Origin of the sequence: Paenibacillus sp. LX16, assembly GCF_036252815.1 — a bacterium.
GTDB classification, from domain to species: Bacteria; Bacillota; Bacilli; order Paenibacillales; family Paenibacillaceae; genus Paenibacillus; species Paenibacillus polymyxa_B.
This window is the reverse complement of sequence record NZ_CP141152.1, coordinates 3,144,569-3,160,528: the sequence shown is the minus strand read 5'-3', so window position 1 is coordinate 3,160,528 and position 15,960 is coordinate 3,144,569. Positions and strand designations below refer to the sequence as shown.

Below are 15,960 nucleotides of genomic sequence, written 5' to 3'. Positions count from 1 at the left end.
TTCGAAGGATCTGACTTCACTTGTTCTATGTCTCATAATAAGCTTAAAGCACTTAAAAAGTTATAGAAATGACCCGTAGAATTCACGGGTTATTTTTATTGCCATACATACTTAGACACCCCCCCCGATTTGCCAGATAACGTTTTTAGCGTTATAACAGAAAGAGGGCATTTTAGAAGAACGGAGTGAAAATATGAATCATACATCATTAAGCGCAGAAAAATTCCAGCGTAAAGCAGTTCAGGTGGAAGAGGCACAAAGCAGGATAGCTAGCCATGTTAAACAGGGTGAAAGGGAAGACGTAGAGCTGGAGCAGGCGCATGGACGTTATTTGGCGATGGATTTGACCGCACCACACCCGTATCCCCGTTTTCGTCGCTCAGGTATGGACGGTTATGCGATCCGTGGATCGGACACTGAAGTGTGCTCGTCCGGTCAGGAAATCTGGTTACATGTGATTGATGAAATTCCATGTGGCACCGTATCGGACAAGCAGGTGGAGTCTGGAATGGCTGCCCGCATCATGACAGGAGCGCAATTACCTGAAGGAGCGGACACGGTTGTCATGCTGGAAGCAACACAGCTGCGTGAGGAAAATGGACAGACATATGTCGGATTGAAGAAGCGTACAGAAGTTGGCAAAAATGTAACACAGATTGGTCATGAGATTCAGGAAGGTCAGCTTTTGCTTAGTAAGGGAACCTGCCTGGGAGCGGGGCACATCTCGGTACTGGCTACTTTTGGTGTACATCAGGTACCTGTTTACAGGAAGCCAAGGGTGGCCGTTTTTTCTACAGGATCGGAATTACTTGCAGTGGATGAGCCGTTACAACCGGGGAAAATTCGAAACAGTAATACATATATGCTGGCTTCTCAAATTAGAGAGGCAGGAGGAGAGCCGTTCATTTTACAAGCCATTCATGATGATTTGAGCCTTGCCCGTACTTCTGTACGTGAAGCGATAGCTGCCTATGATATCGTGGTCACGAGTGGAGGAGTATCAGTGGGGGATTTTGATATAATGGGTGACCTGGTACGACAGGAAGATGTGAACATGTTATTCAACAAGGTAACGATGCGTCCAGGAAGTGTGACCACAGCCGCAGTGATTGACGACAAGCTGTTATTTGCGCTTTCAGGCAACCCCGGTGCGTGCTTTGTAGGCAGTGAGCTGTTTGTACGACCGACAATCCAAATGATGTTATCTTCGGACCAGCCATATTTACAAACCTGGACGGCGAAGTTAGGCGCAGATTATACAAAGGTAAACAACTATACACGCTTTGTACGCAGCTCTTTGGAGATACGTGGTGGGCAAGTATACGCGATTCCTGCGCGGGTAGATGAATCCAGTGTCATGGTGACCATTAAGGACAGCGACTGTCTGATCGTGATTCCTCCTACAACAGAAGGATTACGCAAAGGTGAAGAGGTGCGTGTACTGGTATTACAAGGTGGACAGGTGACGTGAATACGAAACATCCATTTGTATGTCAAATCGTCGGATTCAAAAATACGGGAAAAACGACCTTTCTCGGAGGATTGATTCGTTATGTGCAGAAGTCAGGTCTACGCGTAGCAGTGATCAAGCATGATGGACATGAATTTGAAATGGATCATGAGGGTACAGATACGTACAAGCACCGACAGGCGGGTGCTGAAGGCGTAGCTATTGTTTCGGCTGGAAGAACAGCCATTTTAGAGGAGAATAGTCAGCCTGCCACCAGACTGATCCGGCATTTTCAGGCCTATGATTGTGTGTTGCTGGAAGGCTTCAAGCAGGAGGATTATCCAAAGCTGGTCATGGTGCGGGAACAATCGGATGCTCAGCTTACGTGTAAGCTGACAAATGTACAGGGAGTAGCGGTTTGGGAGCATCAAATGGATTGGGCTCAAGGTCACTACTCAGATGAAATGATACAGATATTTCCTGCCGAGGCCAACGGACCCGCAGGCCGCTGGCTACTCGAACAGATTCAAAAGCAGAGAAGCAATGAGGAATGAGCAGGGGTGAGACATCAATCGGCTGAGTCGGTTAGAGTCTCCACCCGCCGTTCGATCGCCTGAGACATGGTTTTGTCAGTCAGGTGAGCATACACTTCTGTTGTTTCTGTCGAAGCGTGCCCCAGCTGTTCCTTTGTTTTGTAAATATCATTTTGTAAATAATAGTCAGTAGCAAAGGAATGACGAAGCTTATGCACGGTAAGGTAAGGCTTGCCGAACCGTTTGGCGTATTTAATGATCATTGCCTGAATCGCTCTTTTGGTCATCCGTTTGCCTTCAGTACTGCCGTTAGGACGTGTGACAAAGAGAGCCTTTTCTTTTTTTGGAGCGCGGTAACGGGTATGTCTCAGGGACAAATAAAGTGCGAGATCATCTTTGGATTGCTCGCGGAAATATACCGGCGTTTTAAAGGTTTCGTCGTTATTGCCTTTGCGGTACACATATAATAATTTATTGTTTATGTCTAAATCATCCAGATTCAGATTGACGATTTCAGATACGCGCAGGCCTGAGTTCAAAATGAGGCTGGCGATGCAGGCGTCCCGTTCCTTATTTAGTTCATAGGAATATAACGCCTGCTTGTTATCGGCCAAATCCTGACCATAGCCTTCATAAATATAACCGATGAATTCAAGTAGTTCTTCCTCTTCCAGTATTTTACCTTTAAGCTTGGCCGCCGTATCCTTGGGTTTATGTATACGCTTGATTTCGACCTTGGCCATAATGTTGCGTTTGAGCAATGGATAAAAATGTTCATCCTCAGCGATCTGACTCAAATAATGAAAAAGCGAACGCAGCGACGATAGCTTACGTGAAATGGTTATACGGGAGTTGGAGCCTTCGCGCTTAGTAGACAGGAATAATCGAAAGCCTGTAATACTGTCCATATGAAGTGTCTCCAACTCTTCCAGCGTAACTTGGGCATTCGTTTCTCCGGTAGACAAGCCTTCCGAGCGAAGCCATGAAAAGAAGGCTTCGTAATCCCGCACATATTCTAGTAATGTGGAAGGGGACAGGTCGGGCAGCTTATAATCCATAAATTGCTGCACGTACCATGGTAATCCCGGCATTTTTTCATCTAGTTTGCGCCGGTCGATGATCTTTTGTATATTCATTGGGTTCCACCTCGTCCGGTCATAATATATATGTATTTTAGCATATTTTGAACAGCACTGGATGGGATGTAATTCGAAGTTAAAGAACAGATTGAACCGCCAAGAGAGGTGAAAGTATGGGGTATAATATCAAATCGGAACTGAAGCTGTCTGTTAAGTGTGCACCGGAGTCGCAAAAGGACATTATTGTGCAGCTCATGCAATTTTATTTATACGATTTTACGGCATATCTTCGTATTGATGTCACTGAGAAGGGGACATTCCCTGCTTATCCGGACTTGTATCAATACTGGACAAGCGGCGAACAGAAGCTGCCTTTTCTGATCTGGAGACAGGATGTTCCTGTGGGTTTTGCACTCGTTGACCGAATGTCCAGCAATCGAGAAGCTGACTACTATATGGCTGAGTTCTTTGTACTTCGTCCTTATCGGCATAATGGAGTTGGGACTTGGGCGGCTCATGAGCTGTTTGGACGTTTTAACGGACGTTGGAAGGTAACGCAGATGAGCACGAATAGGCCGGCACAATCCTTTTGGCGCAAGGTGATTGGGAGCTATACGAACGGTGAGTACAGGGAACAGACACATCCGGTACGAGGGAATATAAGCCAGTTTTTCAATACCTGAAAAATTCAAAATAGAAAATCAGCATTGAAAAAAGAGTCGGGGAGAGTATCCTGTCGGCTCTTTTTTGTTGTCAATTCAAGTCTTCTATCCATCTATAGATCATTCCAATTAGAACCTGCATTGACACTATAAAAACGCAGGTATACAGTTATTAACATAATTCATATATATCAGATTGGAATTATCAACAATGGAGCATCGGCTCTCAAAATGCAATGTAATCATAACATCACCCATCAGATCGGAGAGTGTTTTTAGATGAAACGAACAAGTCGATTTGCAAAAATGGCAGCTTTAACCCTGTCGATGGTGCTAGTCTTATCAGCATGCTCGGGCAATAACGGAGCCAATTCTACGAATACCGATGCAAATGCAGCAGCAAACGAGCAAGCTGTAGAAGGTGGAGATCTTACCTATGCCCTGGCAACATCGCCGGATTCACTGGACCCGCATAAGAGTGGATTGGCAGTAGCATCTCGGGTATATCGTGCGATTTTCGATAACTTGGTGGTAAAGCTGCCGGACAATACGATTAAGCCTTGGCTGGCAACCGAATGGAGCGTTTCCGAGGATGGCAAAAGCTATACATTCAAGCTGCGCAAGGACATTAAGTTCCATGACGGAACTCCGTTCAATGCGGAAGCCGTTAAATTTAGCTATGATCGGATTATTGATCCGCAAGCCGTAGTAGGTAATTCTGCTAACTTGCTGGCTCCCTATGAGTCCTCACAGGTGATTGACGAATACACGATTAAATTGAATCTGAAACGACCATCGCAAGCATTTTTGAGCAATTTAAGTGTTCCGGCTGTAGCCATTGTTTCTCCGGCAGGAGTTAAAAAATATGGAGATCAATTCAGTAAGCATCCTGTGGGTACAGGCCCTTTTAAGTTTGTAAAATGGGACGAAAATGCAGAAATCAAAATCGAACGTAACCCGGATTACAAATGGGCACCAGAAACTGTCGAGAATCAGGGTGCACCGTATTTGAACAGCGTGACCTTTAAAATTGTTCCAGAGGAGGCGACCCGGATCGGCAGTGTGCAGAGTGGGCAGGCTTTGGCCGCTGAAACCGTCCCACCGCAGAACATTTTAACGTTGAAGAGTGACCCTAATTTTCAATTGTTGCAGGTCAATACCCTAGGACTGCCATATACGCTGTTCATTAATCAAAAGAAGACACCGTGGAATGAATTGAAGGCCAGACAGGCATTACAATATGGTATTGATGTGGGGACGATCGTCAAAACACTGTATCTAGGAACTTATGAACAGGCATGGTCGCCACTCACTCCAGGTATTTTTGGATATGATAAATCACTGGAAAACGGTTTGCAGCCTGATCTTAACAAGGCCAATCAATTACTGGATGAGTTGGGATGGGTTAAGGGAACGGATGGTTTCCGGGTGAAGGATGGACAACGTCTGACGCTGCATTATGTAGACGGCACTCCGAACCGTGAAAAACGGAACGACATTGCAGCCATTATTCAGCAGCAGCTGAAGAAAATCGGTGTTGATGTGAAGATTGAAATTACCAAGGATATTGCAACAGTTGTATATACGAACGGGAACTATGATTTCTACGGAAATAGCCAGGTCAATATGGACCCGAACGCTTTATATGCTTTTTACCACACAGCGGCGCCAAATCAGCGGCCTACACTGCCTAACTTCTCCAATCCAGAGGTCGACAAGCTGTTGGAGCAGGGAGCTATTGAAAAGGATGATGCCAAGCGGGAGGAGATTTACAAAAAGGTGCAACAGCTAATCCGCGATCAGGCCGTTGTCATTCCGATTTATGTTTTCCCTTATACGGTTGGAGCCGCCAAGTCGGTGCAGGGTCTCAAATTCGATGTAGTGGGTTATCCGCTCTTTAACGATGTGCGTATTCAAAAATAGTATTTTTAAATAGTTTCTGGGGCCATCCAGACGGGAAGGAGTGTGGGCTATGATCAGAGCAGTTGCAGAAAGACTGGTTACTTCTTTGTTGGTCATTCTGGGTTCCTGTATTTTGGTATTCAGCATTTTGTATCTGCTTCCGGGGGACCCGGTAGATTCGATTCTTGACCCTTCAACGGCCACGCCAGAGATGATCGCCAATTTGCGTCATAAGCTGGGAGTGGATCAGCCTTTTCATGTTCAGTTTTTGAACTATTTCGGAAATCTGCTACAAGGTGATTTTGGAAAATCACTGCTCAATGCTGATCCGGTGCTGCCTAAAATATGGGTCAATCTCCCGCCTACACTGGCGCTGACGCTTGCCGGTTCTGCTATTTCGGTCATTATCGGTGTCCTGCTTGGAGTGCTGTCGGCCATTCATCGGAATAAGCCGATTGATATCATCGCACGAATCGTTGGATTGTTCGGCATTTCTATGCCCACATTCTGGTCAGGCATTCTGCTGTTGCTTATTTTCTCCATTCACTTGGGATGGCTGCCTGCTATGGGCTCGGACGGTTGGAAAACCCTTGTGCTTCCGTCTCTCACTTTGGGCATTGTCGGTGCAGGGTTCATTGTCAGAATGGTGCGTAACAGTATGCTGGAAGTCATTAATGAGCAGTTCATCGTAACACTCCGTTCCAAGGGTTTATCTGAGAAGGTTATTATGTATCGCCATGCGCTACGCAATGCGTTGATTCCAGCGATAACGATGATCGGGATGCTGATGGGAGAAATGCTGGCCGGAGCAGTTGTGAGTGAGACGGTATTTTCACGGCAAGGCATTGGGCGTTTAATTGCGGATGCAATTATGGCTAAAGATTTGCCAGTTGTGCAGGGAGTTGTATTGTTCTCTGCCATCATGTATGTGATCGTAAATCTACTGGTGGATATATCGTATACGTTCATTGATCCAAGGGTTAGACGCTCGGCGTAAGCCGGAAGGATTCAGGGAGGAGGAAGTCGGTTGAGAGAAACAATGGCTGCCAAAACAATTTGGAAGGAAAGAAAGCTGCAAATAGCTCGGAAAACTGGAAGGTTGCGATTCGGTGGAGTGTCGGATGGGTTCGTATATGCGGCGGGACTGATTATTGTGTTCGTAATCGCCTGTGCGGCGTTTCCGCAATGGATTGCTTCTTATGCACCCACAGAAATGTTAAGCGACCATATTTTACAAGGCCCAAGTGCTTCTCACTGGTTCGGAACGGACTATTTTGGGCGGGATGTATTCAGTCTGGTTGTTCACGGAAGTCGGGATTCTCTGTTTATTGGCTTTATGTCGGTACTCGTCGGCGGTCTGGTGGGTGGAATTATTGGTGCGCTCTCAGGTTACATTGGCGGTACAGTGGATTCGATACTGATGCGATTTATTGATATTTTGATGACTATTCCTGGCATTCTGCTGGCTTTGGCGATTGCGGCGGCTCTTGGCCCAAGCTTGTTCAATATTGTGCTGGCGGTAGCCATATCTGCTGCCCCCGGTTATGCAAGAGTTATGCGCGGCCAGATTATGAGTATAAAAGGACGTCCTTACGTCACTGCTTCGCGTTCCATCGGAGTTACACCCTTCGGCATCTTTTGGCGTCATGTGCTTCCTAATTCCTTGTCCCCTTTGCTCGTGATGGCGACGCTTGGCATCGGTAGCGCTATTTTGGCCGGATCGGGATTAAGCTTTCTGGGACTTGGCACGGTAAAGGAAATTCCGGATTGGGGAACAGTATTGTCTCAAGGACGAGGATATTTGACAGTAGCTTGGTGGATATGTACCTTTCCTGGCCTGGCCATTACGTTATTTGTGTTGTCAGTCAATATTTTGGGCGACAAGCTAAGAGACCAGTTGGACCCGAAAAAGAATGCAAACTAGCATCAGGAAGCCTATTCTTAAGTGCTATAGAAGGAGGGAGTTCGCTTGTCATCTTTGCTGGAGATTGAACATTTGTCGGTCGATTTTCACACTGAAAAAGGTTTGCTGCAAGCACTCGACAACGTATCACTAACGATCGGGGCGGGAGAAACGATCTGCCTCGTCGGAGAATCCGGCAGCGGAAAAACGATTACCTCCAAGGCGATTATGCGGCTAATCGATTATGAAAACGGACGAATTGCCCAAGGACAAATACGGTTGCAGGGCATAGATTTGACCGTTTTGTCGCAGCAGGAATTACGCTCACTTCGCGGCAAAAAGATGGCGATGGTATTTCAGGAGCCGATGTCGGCGTTTGATCCGGTGTACACTATCGGGTATCAACTGATAGAAATCATCATGGAGCATGACCGGAAGACACGAAAGCAAGCATGGACTCATGCGGTTCATTTGCTGAACAGAGTAGGGATTCCTGAACCAGAAATTCGTATGAAGCAGTACCCCGGAGAACTGTCCGGTGGGATGCTACAACGGGCAATGATTGCAATGGCACTTTCATGTGGCCCTGAGCTGCTAATAGCGGATGAACCAACAACGGCACTGGATGTAACGATTCAGTCACAAATTTTGCAATTGCTTCAGGAATTAAAGACAGAATTCAACATGTCGATTCTGTTGATTACGCATGATTTGGGTATTGCCGCAGAGGTTGCGGATCGAATTGTTGTGATGTATGCCGGTCGAGTCGTGGAGCAGGCAGCAACGGTAGAACTGTTCGAGCTGCCATTGCACCCTTACACTATCGGGTTGCTTCGTTCGGTGGCAACACTGGATACAGATCGCAGCAGCAAGCTCTTTTCGATCCCAGGGGCAATTCCGAGCCTGAGTGCATTGCCTTCAGGCTGCTTGTTTCACCCGCGTTGTCCGCATGCGACGGATCAATGCATGAACGAAGCGCCACCGCTGGCAGCCAAGGGTGAAAGGGAGGTAGCTTGCTGGCATTCCGAGCAATTGGCTACATCTGGTGATTGGCGTATTACAGAGCTATCTGTGAAAGGGCAGATCACAGCAGATGCTGTTGCAAAGGCAACCGAAGTAAAGGAAGAAGTGACGAACGTATCTGCTGTTGATGGGGCTAAGGTGAGCATTCATGGCATACAGGTAAAGAACTCCCCTGAATCCAATGAGACTATCACGGAAAGTGTTCAGAACAAGAAGGACTTGTTTCGGGTGGATGGACTTCGCAAGTATTATCCGGTGAAAAAAAGCTTTCCCGGTCGGACTGGTGCTTCGATCCGAGCGGTGGATGATGTATCGTTTTCAATTCGAAAGGGCGAAACCTTTGGTTTGGTCGGAGAATCCGGCAGTGGTAAGTCTACTTTAGGCCGGATGCTGATGCAGCTGGAGCGTTCGACCTCGGGGCAGGTATGGTTCCAGAATCAGGAGCTAACACGTTTAGGAAATTCTGAGTTGCGATCTGTTCGTCGTGATATGCAGATGATTTTTCAAGACCCCTACGGATCTCTTGATCCACGGTGGAGTGTAGGAGATATCATAGGGGAGCCGCTTGCGGTTCATGAAGGGCTGAATGGTAAGGCCAAGCAGGAACGGGTGGAGGAACTCTTGAGCGCTGTTGGATTATCACCTTCGCTGGTTATGCGATTTCCGCATGAATTTTCGGGAGGACAGCGCCAACGAATCGGGATAGCCCGTGCCATTGCTCTGCAACCGCAGTTTATTTTGGCGGATGAGGCAGTGTCGGCTTTGGATGTTTCCGTTCAGGCGCAAATTATCAATCTGCTTCAGGACTTACAGCGTAAGCTGGATACGACCTATTTATTTATCGCACACGGATTGCATATAGTCCGCCATATTTCAGATCGGTTAGGGGTTATGTACTTGGGAAAACTTGTAGAAATTGCGCCAAGTGACGAGTTGTTCAGGCATCCTGCCCACCCGTATACCCGAGGGCTTGTTGCCTCGATACCTAATCCAAATCCGAAAAACCGCCGGGAGCTAATTACGGTACAAGGTGAGATTCCTTCGCCTACGAAGCCTCCATCCGGCTGTCGTTTTCATACCCGCTGTCCACTAACGACCTCGCGTTGCCGTGAGGAAGTGCCTGAACTGACAGCGATTAGCACAGGACATTATGCCGCTTGTCATTACCCGGCCTAGGTTGAAGACACCCCTTTGATCTACTATTGGCATGATAAGAGAACTACATTCTACAGGCTGTTCATGGTAAGATAAGGATAGAAGTATATAAATTCAATAGGAAAAGAGGGTATTATGCTAGAAAAATGGGTTCAGGAATTAAAAGATGGTGAACAAGAGCTGATTGCGTGGAGAAGACATCTACATCAGCATCCCGAGCTTTCTTTTGAAGAAACGAATACGTCTGCATTTATCGCCGATCAATTGCGCTCTTTTGGCATTGAGGTAAGAACGAATGTGGGTGGAAACGGTGTGCTCGGGTTTTTAGAAGGCGGTCAGCCAGGTAGAACGATTGCATTTCGTGCTGATTTTGATGCGCTTCCCATTCAGGATGAAAAGGATGTGTCTTATAAATCGACCGTTCCGGGTGTTATGCATGCCTGCGGACATGATGGACACACGGCTGCGTTACTTGGAGTGGCACGCGTATTGAGCCATAACCGTGAGGCGTTGAAGGGAAAGCTTGTGTTTATTTTTCAACATGCGGAAGAAAAACCGCCTGGCGGAGCCAAGTTTATGATTGAGGATGGCTGTCTGGATGGGGTAGAGGCGGTATATGGTATTCACCTCGCATCTGAAATTCCTTTTGGTAAAATTGGATTAAAGAGTGGACCCGCGATGGCGGCTGTCGACGCGTTTACGATCCAGATCAACGGTAAAGGCGGGCATGGCGCACGACCGCATCAGACGGTGGACTCTATTGTTATCGGCAGTCAAATTGTGAACGGGTTGCAGCAGGTGGTCAGTCGCAGGGTGGACCCTATTGAATCAGCAGTGTTAACGATTGGGGTATTTCAAGCTGGAACTGCCTTTAATGTGATTGCAGATAAGGCCAAAATTGAAGGCACCGTACGTACGTTTAATAAGGAAGTGCGTAAGGAAGTCGAGAATGAAATTCGCAGTATCGTCAAGGGGCTGACTGAGGCTTATCATGCTGGATACGAAATTGACTATTTGAATGGCTATCCTTCTTTGGTGAATGCCGAAGTCGAAACGGAACGTGTACGTGAGCTCATCGGCAGACTGTATGGAGCAGACGCTTTTTTGGATTTGAAGCCGGTCATGGGAGCAGAGGATTTTGCTTATTATTTGGAGCAGCGACCGGGAGCTTTCATTCATGTGGGTGCACGCAATGAGGATGAACGAACGCATTTTGCTCATCACCATCCTCACTTTGATTTTGATGAGCGGGCATTGCTCGTCTCAGGACATATTTTTTTAGCTCTGGCGCTTGAATACTTGCAATAATATGCACATGTTTATGACTGACGACAGTATTAACGGATGCAATGTAAGCTGGAACCGCGCATAGCGCGGTTTTTTGTTGTAAATCCAAGTATTTTGACACCCATAAAGAATGAAAATAAAGTAATTAATTCACTATATGAAAAATTCATAATAGAATTAAATAAAAGGTGTTAACTCTGAGGTAAGTCCAAGCCTCCTATTATAAGCTGCGGAGCAGGAGATAATATTGCATTATCTTGATTTTTCGCACAAGGAAATGAGAAAAAGATGACGAATCTATTGAGCAAGGCACATATGTAAGCGCTAACAAAACAAGCATTGCACCGTATATATTGGTTGAATGGGGGTGAGCCTGAGAAAACATTTGTCAGATTTGTGAGAAGCAACGATAACGATAGGAACGTATTCAGAATCGGCTGATTACTTTTATCTCAGAATGACTCGCATATTCAAATGATAATGAAGAAGGAGGTTGAATTCATTGACTAAGGCAAAAAACAGGTTGAGAATTGCTTGTTTGGCGCTTGTGGTAGCGGGTGCTTCCTGGACAGGAATGATAGCGTCGGCCCATGCTGCTACAAGTGACGAGTACAGTTGGAAAAGTGTCGTTACGGGTGGAGGTGGTGGTTTTGTACCTGGCATTATTTTTAATGAAACGGAAAAAGACCTGATCTATGCCCGTACAGATATAGGAGGAGCTTATCGCTGGAATGCTGCCAATGAGAGTTGGATTCCACTGACCGATTCTGTGGGCTGGGAGGATTGGAATAAAAATGGTGTCGATGCACTGGCGACTGATCCTGTTGATCCGAATCGTGTATATATAGCTACAGGCACGTATACTAATTCATGGGATAAACAAAACGGGCAGATTATGCGTTCCACCGACAAGGGCAACACGTGGCAGACAACCAAGCTTCCTTTTAAGGTGGGGGGCAATATGCCGGGGCGTTCAATGGGTGAACGTCTGACGATTGATCCAAATAAGAATAATATTTTGTTCTTTGGAGCTCGAAGCGGTAATGGACTATGGAAAAGCTCTGATTTTGGAGCAACTTGGAGCAAGGTGAGTAGCTTCCCGAATCCAGGGACGTATGTACAGGACCCTTCCAATGAATATACCAGTGACATTGTTGGTTTAGCGTGGATCACCTTTGACAAAAAAACAGGCTCTTCGAGTAAAGCAACGCAGACGATCTATGTAGGTGTTGCAGATAAAAAGCAAAGTGTCTATCGGAGTACAGATGGCGGGACAACCTGGTCTGCTATAGCGGGACAGCCTACGGGCTATTTGCCACATCACGGTGTGTTATCACCAGACGGCAACCTGTATATTTCTTATAGCGATGGAGCTGGTCCATATGACGGAACAAAGGGTGAACTGTGGAAATTGAATACAGCAAGCGGGCAGTGGACTAACATTAGCCCCGTTGCCAGCAGCAGCGCGGACAATCATTTTGGATATGGTGGACTGACGGTGGATGCCCAGAAGCCAGGTACACTTATGGTTGCTACGTTGAATGCCTGGTGGCCGGATGAAACGATTTACCGCAGCACGGATAGCGGGGCAACCTGGAGTCCTATTTGGGAATTCGATGGTTATCCGTCTCGCAAGCTGAAATACAATCTGAATATAAGCGGTGCGCCTTGGCTAACTTTCAATGCGAACCCTGCTCCACCGGAAGTATCGCCCAAGCTGGGGTGGATGATCGGAGATCTGGAGATAGATCCATTTAATTCAGACCATATGCTGTATGGCACCGGAGCTACGATTTATGGTTCTAAAAACCTGACCAATTGGGATAAAGGAGGAAAGCTGGATATTTCAGTAGCCGCTAAAGGGGTAGAGGAAACGGCGATTTTGGATCTGGTGAGCCCTCCAACTGGTGCACCTTTGGTGAGCGCAGTAGGTGATGTCTCTGGATTCAGACACGACGATTTATTCAAGGCTCCAGCTAAAATGCTGGATAATCCGACCTTTACAAGCAGTGAAAGCATTGATTATGCCGAGCTGAATCCTTCTTATATGGCCCGGGTAGGTAAAGCGGATTATAAAAAAGATTCAAATGCCAAATCCATCGGTTTTTCCAATGATGGCGGAGCCAACTGGTATAAAGCAAATAGCGAGCCTTCCGGTACAGCAGGAGGAGGCAGCATCGCCGTAGCGGCAGATGGTAATGGCTTACTGTGGAGTACATCAGACAAAGGTGTGTTCTACTCCAAAACTGGCGGCAACTCATGGACAGCAAGCACAGGGATTCCAGCGAATGCAAAGATCGTCTCTGACCGAGTGAATCCTAATAAATATTACGCATTTGCCTCCGGGAAAATATATATAAGCACCAATGGAGGCGTATCCTTTACGCCATCAGCGGTAACTGGCTTACCGACAGCAGGCAATGCTGATATTGATGCTGTACGAGGAGCAGAAGGAGATGTATGGTTCGCCGGAGGCTCCGAGGATGGAGGGCCATATGGCTTATGGCATTCCAAGGATTCCGGCGCTACGTTCACCAAGCTCTCTAATGTGCAGGAAGCGGATTTTATAGGCTTTGGTAAGGCAGCGCCGAACCGTACGAATGCAGCGGTATTTATCGTTGGTAAAATAGATGGTACACGTGGATTTTACCGTTCGGACGATGCTGGCGCAAACTGGGCGCGCATTAATGATGACAAGCATCAATATGCTCGAGTGACCAAAATTATTGGGGACCCTCGGGTTTATGGACGTGCTTATCTGGGAACGAATGGCCGCGGCATTCTGGTGGCAGATCGTGTGGGTGGTGATCAGCCATCTACCGGGCAAGCAAGTATTACACCAACGACTGCAACCTATGGAGTGAATAACAGCAATGCGGATATTACTGTCAAGCTAACACTTAACGGCAATACGCTAGAAGCGATCAAGCAGGGGAGTGTGGTGTTGAACAAAGGTGAAGATTATACGTTTAGTGAAGAAACGGTCGTTCTTACCAACAAGTATTTATCTAAACTTCCTAAAGGGGAGACAGCACTAAACTTCCATTTTAGCACAGGCAATGATGCGTTGTTTACGATTACGGTGAAAGGGGATACGCCAAGTGAGCCGGGAACAGGCGAGGGCGTTCTGAAGGTGCAAACCTTCAATGGGAATGTATCCGCCACAAGCAATACAATCAGTTCCAAATTTAAAATAACCAATACGGGAACCTCATCAATTTCCCTAGCAGACGTGACATTGCGTTATTATTACACCATTAACGGAGAGAAAGCACAAAATTTCTTCACGGATTGGTCGAGCGTCGGTACAGGGAATGTGATTGCTAGCTTCAAAACATTATCCAATGCGAAGCCAGGGGCAGATTCTTATGCAGAAATCGGGTTTAACTCGGCTGCGGGTTCTTTAGAGCCCGGTCAAAGTGTGGAGTTGCAAACCCGGATATCCAAAGAGGACTGGAGCAGTTACACACAAACCGATGATTATTCATTTAATCCCACAGCAAACAGTTTACAAGATTCTGCTAAAATAACCGCTTACCTGTCTGGAAGCAAGCAATGGGGAATCGAGCCCTAAATCCTCATAAAAATAATCTTAAGTCAGCCACTCTACGAGCGAGCTGGCTTTATTTTTTGAGTATTTAGTTCACCTCAGTCTTTTCTGAAAATAGAAGAAGTTCAAGTTAAAAACAGCAACCAGCAGAGGTTTAAATTCAAACGCATAACTATTTCACTATGTGAAAAATTCATAATAGAAAAAGATTCCTTCTCGCATACAATCTCCATAAAACAAACACACCACTTTAAGTAAAAAAAGGAACACCGTTAGGAATGTATGTTCTCTTTATCTCGAAAAAGAAACGCTCCTGTCTTTAGACAAAAAAAGCGTCTCTAATCAAATTTTTATATTTATCATACCTCAAACAAGGTGCCGGGATGCTGAAATTAACAGTGTCATCGTAATGACATTCATAATCGTTGAAAGTAATACTGTTTGTGCGGCAAAATCGGGTTCATTTTTATATTCTTCCGCCAAAATACTTGTATTAACACCGGTAGGCATACCCGATGCAATGAGCAAGGCTTGAGCGGGAATCCCCTTAAGACCCAGCAGCAAGACGAGCATAAAACCGACCATTGGACCAGCAATCAGGCGTAGTACCATACTGATGTACACGGCTGTCCGGCGCAAGCGAAAGGGATATTGCACAATTTGTGCTCCCAAAGTAAGCAGAGCCACGGCAACCATCGACTGACTAATATAATTCAAAGGTTCAGCCAGTAAATTAGGCAATGGACTATGTAGCAGATTTAGGAGCAAACCTAGCGCAAGCGCATAGGGAACAGGCATTTTCAGAAAATTAATTAAAATTTTTCGAGTATTGGCCTTGCCATTTTGCACAACAAAAGTGCCGTATGTAAATGTGACAAAGCTTTGAAAGGTCATAATCAGTGCTTGAACGGAAATGGCCAGCGGATCACCTTTGAACACCAACTGATTGATTGGCAGACCATAATTTCCTGAATTATCTAGCATAACACTATTTGTAAAAGCTCCACGCATTCCGGGGCTGTATTTCAGAGATCTGGCGACGGTAGTGCTGATTACGTACAGAATAGCTATGTACAAGGCATAAAAAAGCGAAACCGCACCCATGAGCATTAAGGATATTTCCGAGTTATAAAGACCCGTAAACACAACTGCGGGGGTGATATAGTAAAAATTGATTTTAGCTAAGGTATACAAATCCAGTCGAAAATAATACTGCATGATACAACCAAAACCGATAAGTACAAAAATAGGTAAAACAACGTCCAAAAGAATGGTGCCGAACATGTCTGTTTCATCTTCTTTCTATTATGCGAATGTAAAGGCTGGTTCTTAAAAATGCATGTGTAATTCTCATTATACTGTGTAAATAGGTTAGGCGTATAATAAAATTTTATAGTATTTTGACAATCTGGACTG

11 protein-coding genes are annotated in these 15,960 nt (G+C 46.0%); 9 read left to right on the top strand and 2 right to left on the bottom strand.

The features are described 5' to 3' along the window. Positions 1-193: 193 nt before the first annotated feature. Both T3H97_RS13760 and mobB read left to right on the top strand, forming a co-directional pair. Positions 194-1,471 (top strand): molybdopterin molybdotransferase MoeA, encoded by a 1,278-nt coding sequence (locus tag T3H97_RS13760; RefSeq protein WP_328800005.1) that lies wholly within the window; start codon positions 194-196, stop codon positions 1,469-1,471. Continuing rightward, complete coding sequence (gene mobB / locus T3H97_RS13755; RefSeq protein ID WP_134903413.1) at positions 1,468-2,004, top strand: molybdopterin-guanine dinucleotide biosynthesis protein B; 537 nt, start codon at positions 1,468-1,470, stop codon at positions 2,002-2,004. The genes T3H97_RS13760 and mobB overlap by 4 nt, the downstream gene beginning before the upstream one ends. A 14-nt stretch (positions 2,005-2,018) precedes the next feature. On the opposite strand, the gene xerS is transcribed toward mobB, so the two are convergent. Next, entirely contained in the window at positions 2,019-3,119 is a 1,101-nt protein-coding gene (xerS, locus tag T3H97_RS13750) for a tyrosine recombinase XerS (protein ID WP_134903412.1), read from the bottom strand. A gap of 116 nt (positions 3,120-3,235) precedes the next feature. Between xerS and T3H97_RS13745 the strand changes: the two genes are divergently transcribed. The 7 genes from T3H97_RS13745 to T3H97_RS13715 all read left to right on the top strand — a co-directional run bounded on the left by T3H97_RS13745 (position 3,236) and on the right by T3H97_RS13715 (position 14,568). After that, a complete protein-coding gene (locus T3H97_RS13745) occupies positions 3,236-3,745 on the top strand; it encodes a GNAT family N-acetyltransferase (protein ID WP_328800004.1) in 510 nt (169 codons plus the stop codon). A 258-nt stretch (positions 3,746-4,003) separates the two neighbouring features. Then, complete coding sequence (locus tag T3H97_RS13740; protein WP_328800003.1) at positions 4,004-5,647, top strand: ABC transporter substrate-binding protein; 1,644 nt, start codon at positions 4,004-4,006, stop codon at positions 5,645-5,647. A gap of 49 nt (positions 5,648-5,696) precedes the next feature. Then, entirely contained in the window at positions 5,697-6,623 is a 927-nt protein-coding gene (locus T3H97_RS13735) for an ABC transporter permease (protein ID WP_134902415.1), read from the top strand. A 30-nt stretch (positions 6,624-6,653) separates the two neighbouring features. After that, positions 6,654-7,550, top strand: a complete 897-nt coding sequence (locus tag T3H97_RS13730; protein WP_328800002.1) for an ABC transporter permease — start codon at positions 6,654-6,656, stop codon at positions 7,548-7,550. A 45-nt stretch (positions 7,551-7,595) separates the two neighbouring features. Continuing rightward, positions 7,596-9,728, top strand: a complete 2,133-nt coding sequence (locus tag T3H97_RS13725) for an ABC transporter ATP-binding protein (protein ID WP_328800001.1) — start codon at positions 7,596-7,598, stop codon at positions 9,726-9,728. Between the two features lie 114 nt (positions 9,729-9,842). Then, positions 9,843-11,015 carry a M20 metallopeptidase family protein gene (locus T3H97_RS13720; protein ID WP_328800000.1) on the top strand — a complete coding sequence of 391 codons (1,173 nt, stop codon included), beginning with the start codon at positions 9,843-9,845 and terminating at the stop codon, positions 11,013-11,015. A gap of 481 nt (positions 11,016-11,496) precedes the next feature. Further along, positions 11,497-14,568, top strand: a complete 3,072-nt coding sequence (locus tag T3H97_RS13715) for a cellulose binding domain-containing protein (protein WP_328799999.1) — start codon at positions 11,497-11,499, stop codon at positions 14,566-14,568. Positions 14,569-14,910: 342 nt separating this feature from the next. On the opposite strand, the gene T3H97_RS13710 is transcribed toward T3H97_RS13715, so the two are convergent. Further along, positions 14,911-15,828 (bottom strand): AEC family transporter, encoded by a 918-nt coding sequence (locus T3H97_RS13710; protein WP_328799998.1) that lies wholly within the window; start codon positions 15,826-15,828, stop codon positions 14,911-14,913. Between the last annotated feature and the right edge of the window lie 132 nt (positions 15,829-15,960).

Excerpts from the sequence above, each read along its gene's own strand:
- xerS (WP_134903412.1), bottom strand. The coding sequence starts at position 3,119 with ATGAATATACAAAAGATCATCGACCGGCGCAAACTAGATGAAAAAATG.
- T3H97_RS13740 (WP_328800003.1), top strand. The coding sequence starts at position 4,004 with ATGAAACGAACAAGTCGATTTGCAAAAATGGCAGCTTTAACCCTGTCG.
- T3H97_RS13760 (WP_328800005.1), top strand. The coding sequence starts at position 194 with ATGAATCATACATCATTAAGCGCAGAAAAATTCCAGCGTAAAGCAGTT.
- T3H97_RS13710 (WP_328799998.1), bottom strand. The coding sequence starts at position 15,828 with ATGTTCGGCACCATTCTTTTGGACGTTGTTTTACCTATTTTTGTACTT.
- T3H97_RS13720 (WP_328800000.1), top strand. The coding sequence starts at position 9,843 with ATGCTAGAAAAATGGGTTCAGGAATTAAAAGATGGTGAACAAGAGCTG.
- T3H97_RS13735 (WP_134902415.1), top strand. The coding sequence starts at position 5,697 with ATGATCAGAGCAGTTGCAGAAAGACTGGTTACTTCTTTGTTGGTCATT.
- T3H97_RS13745 (WP_328800004.1), top strand. The coding sequence starts at position 3,236 with ATGGGGTATAATATCAAATCGGAACTGAAGCTGTCTGTTAAGTGTGCA.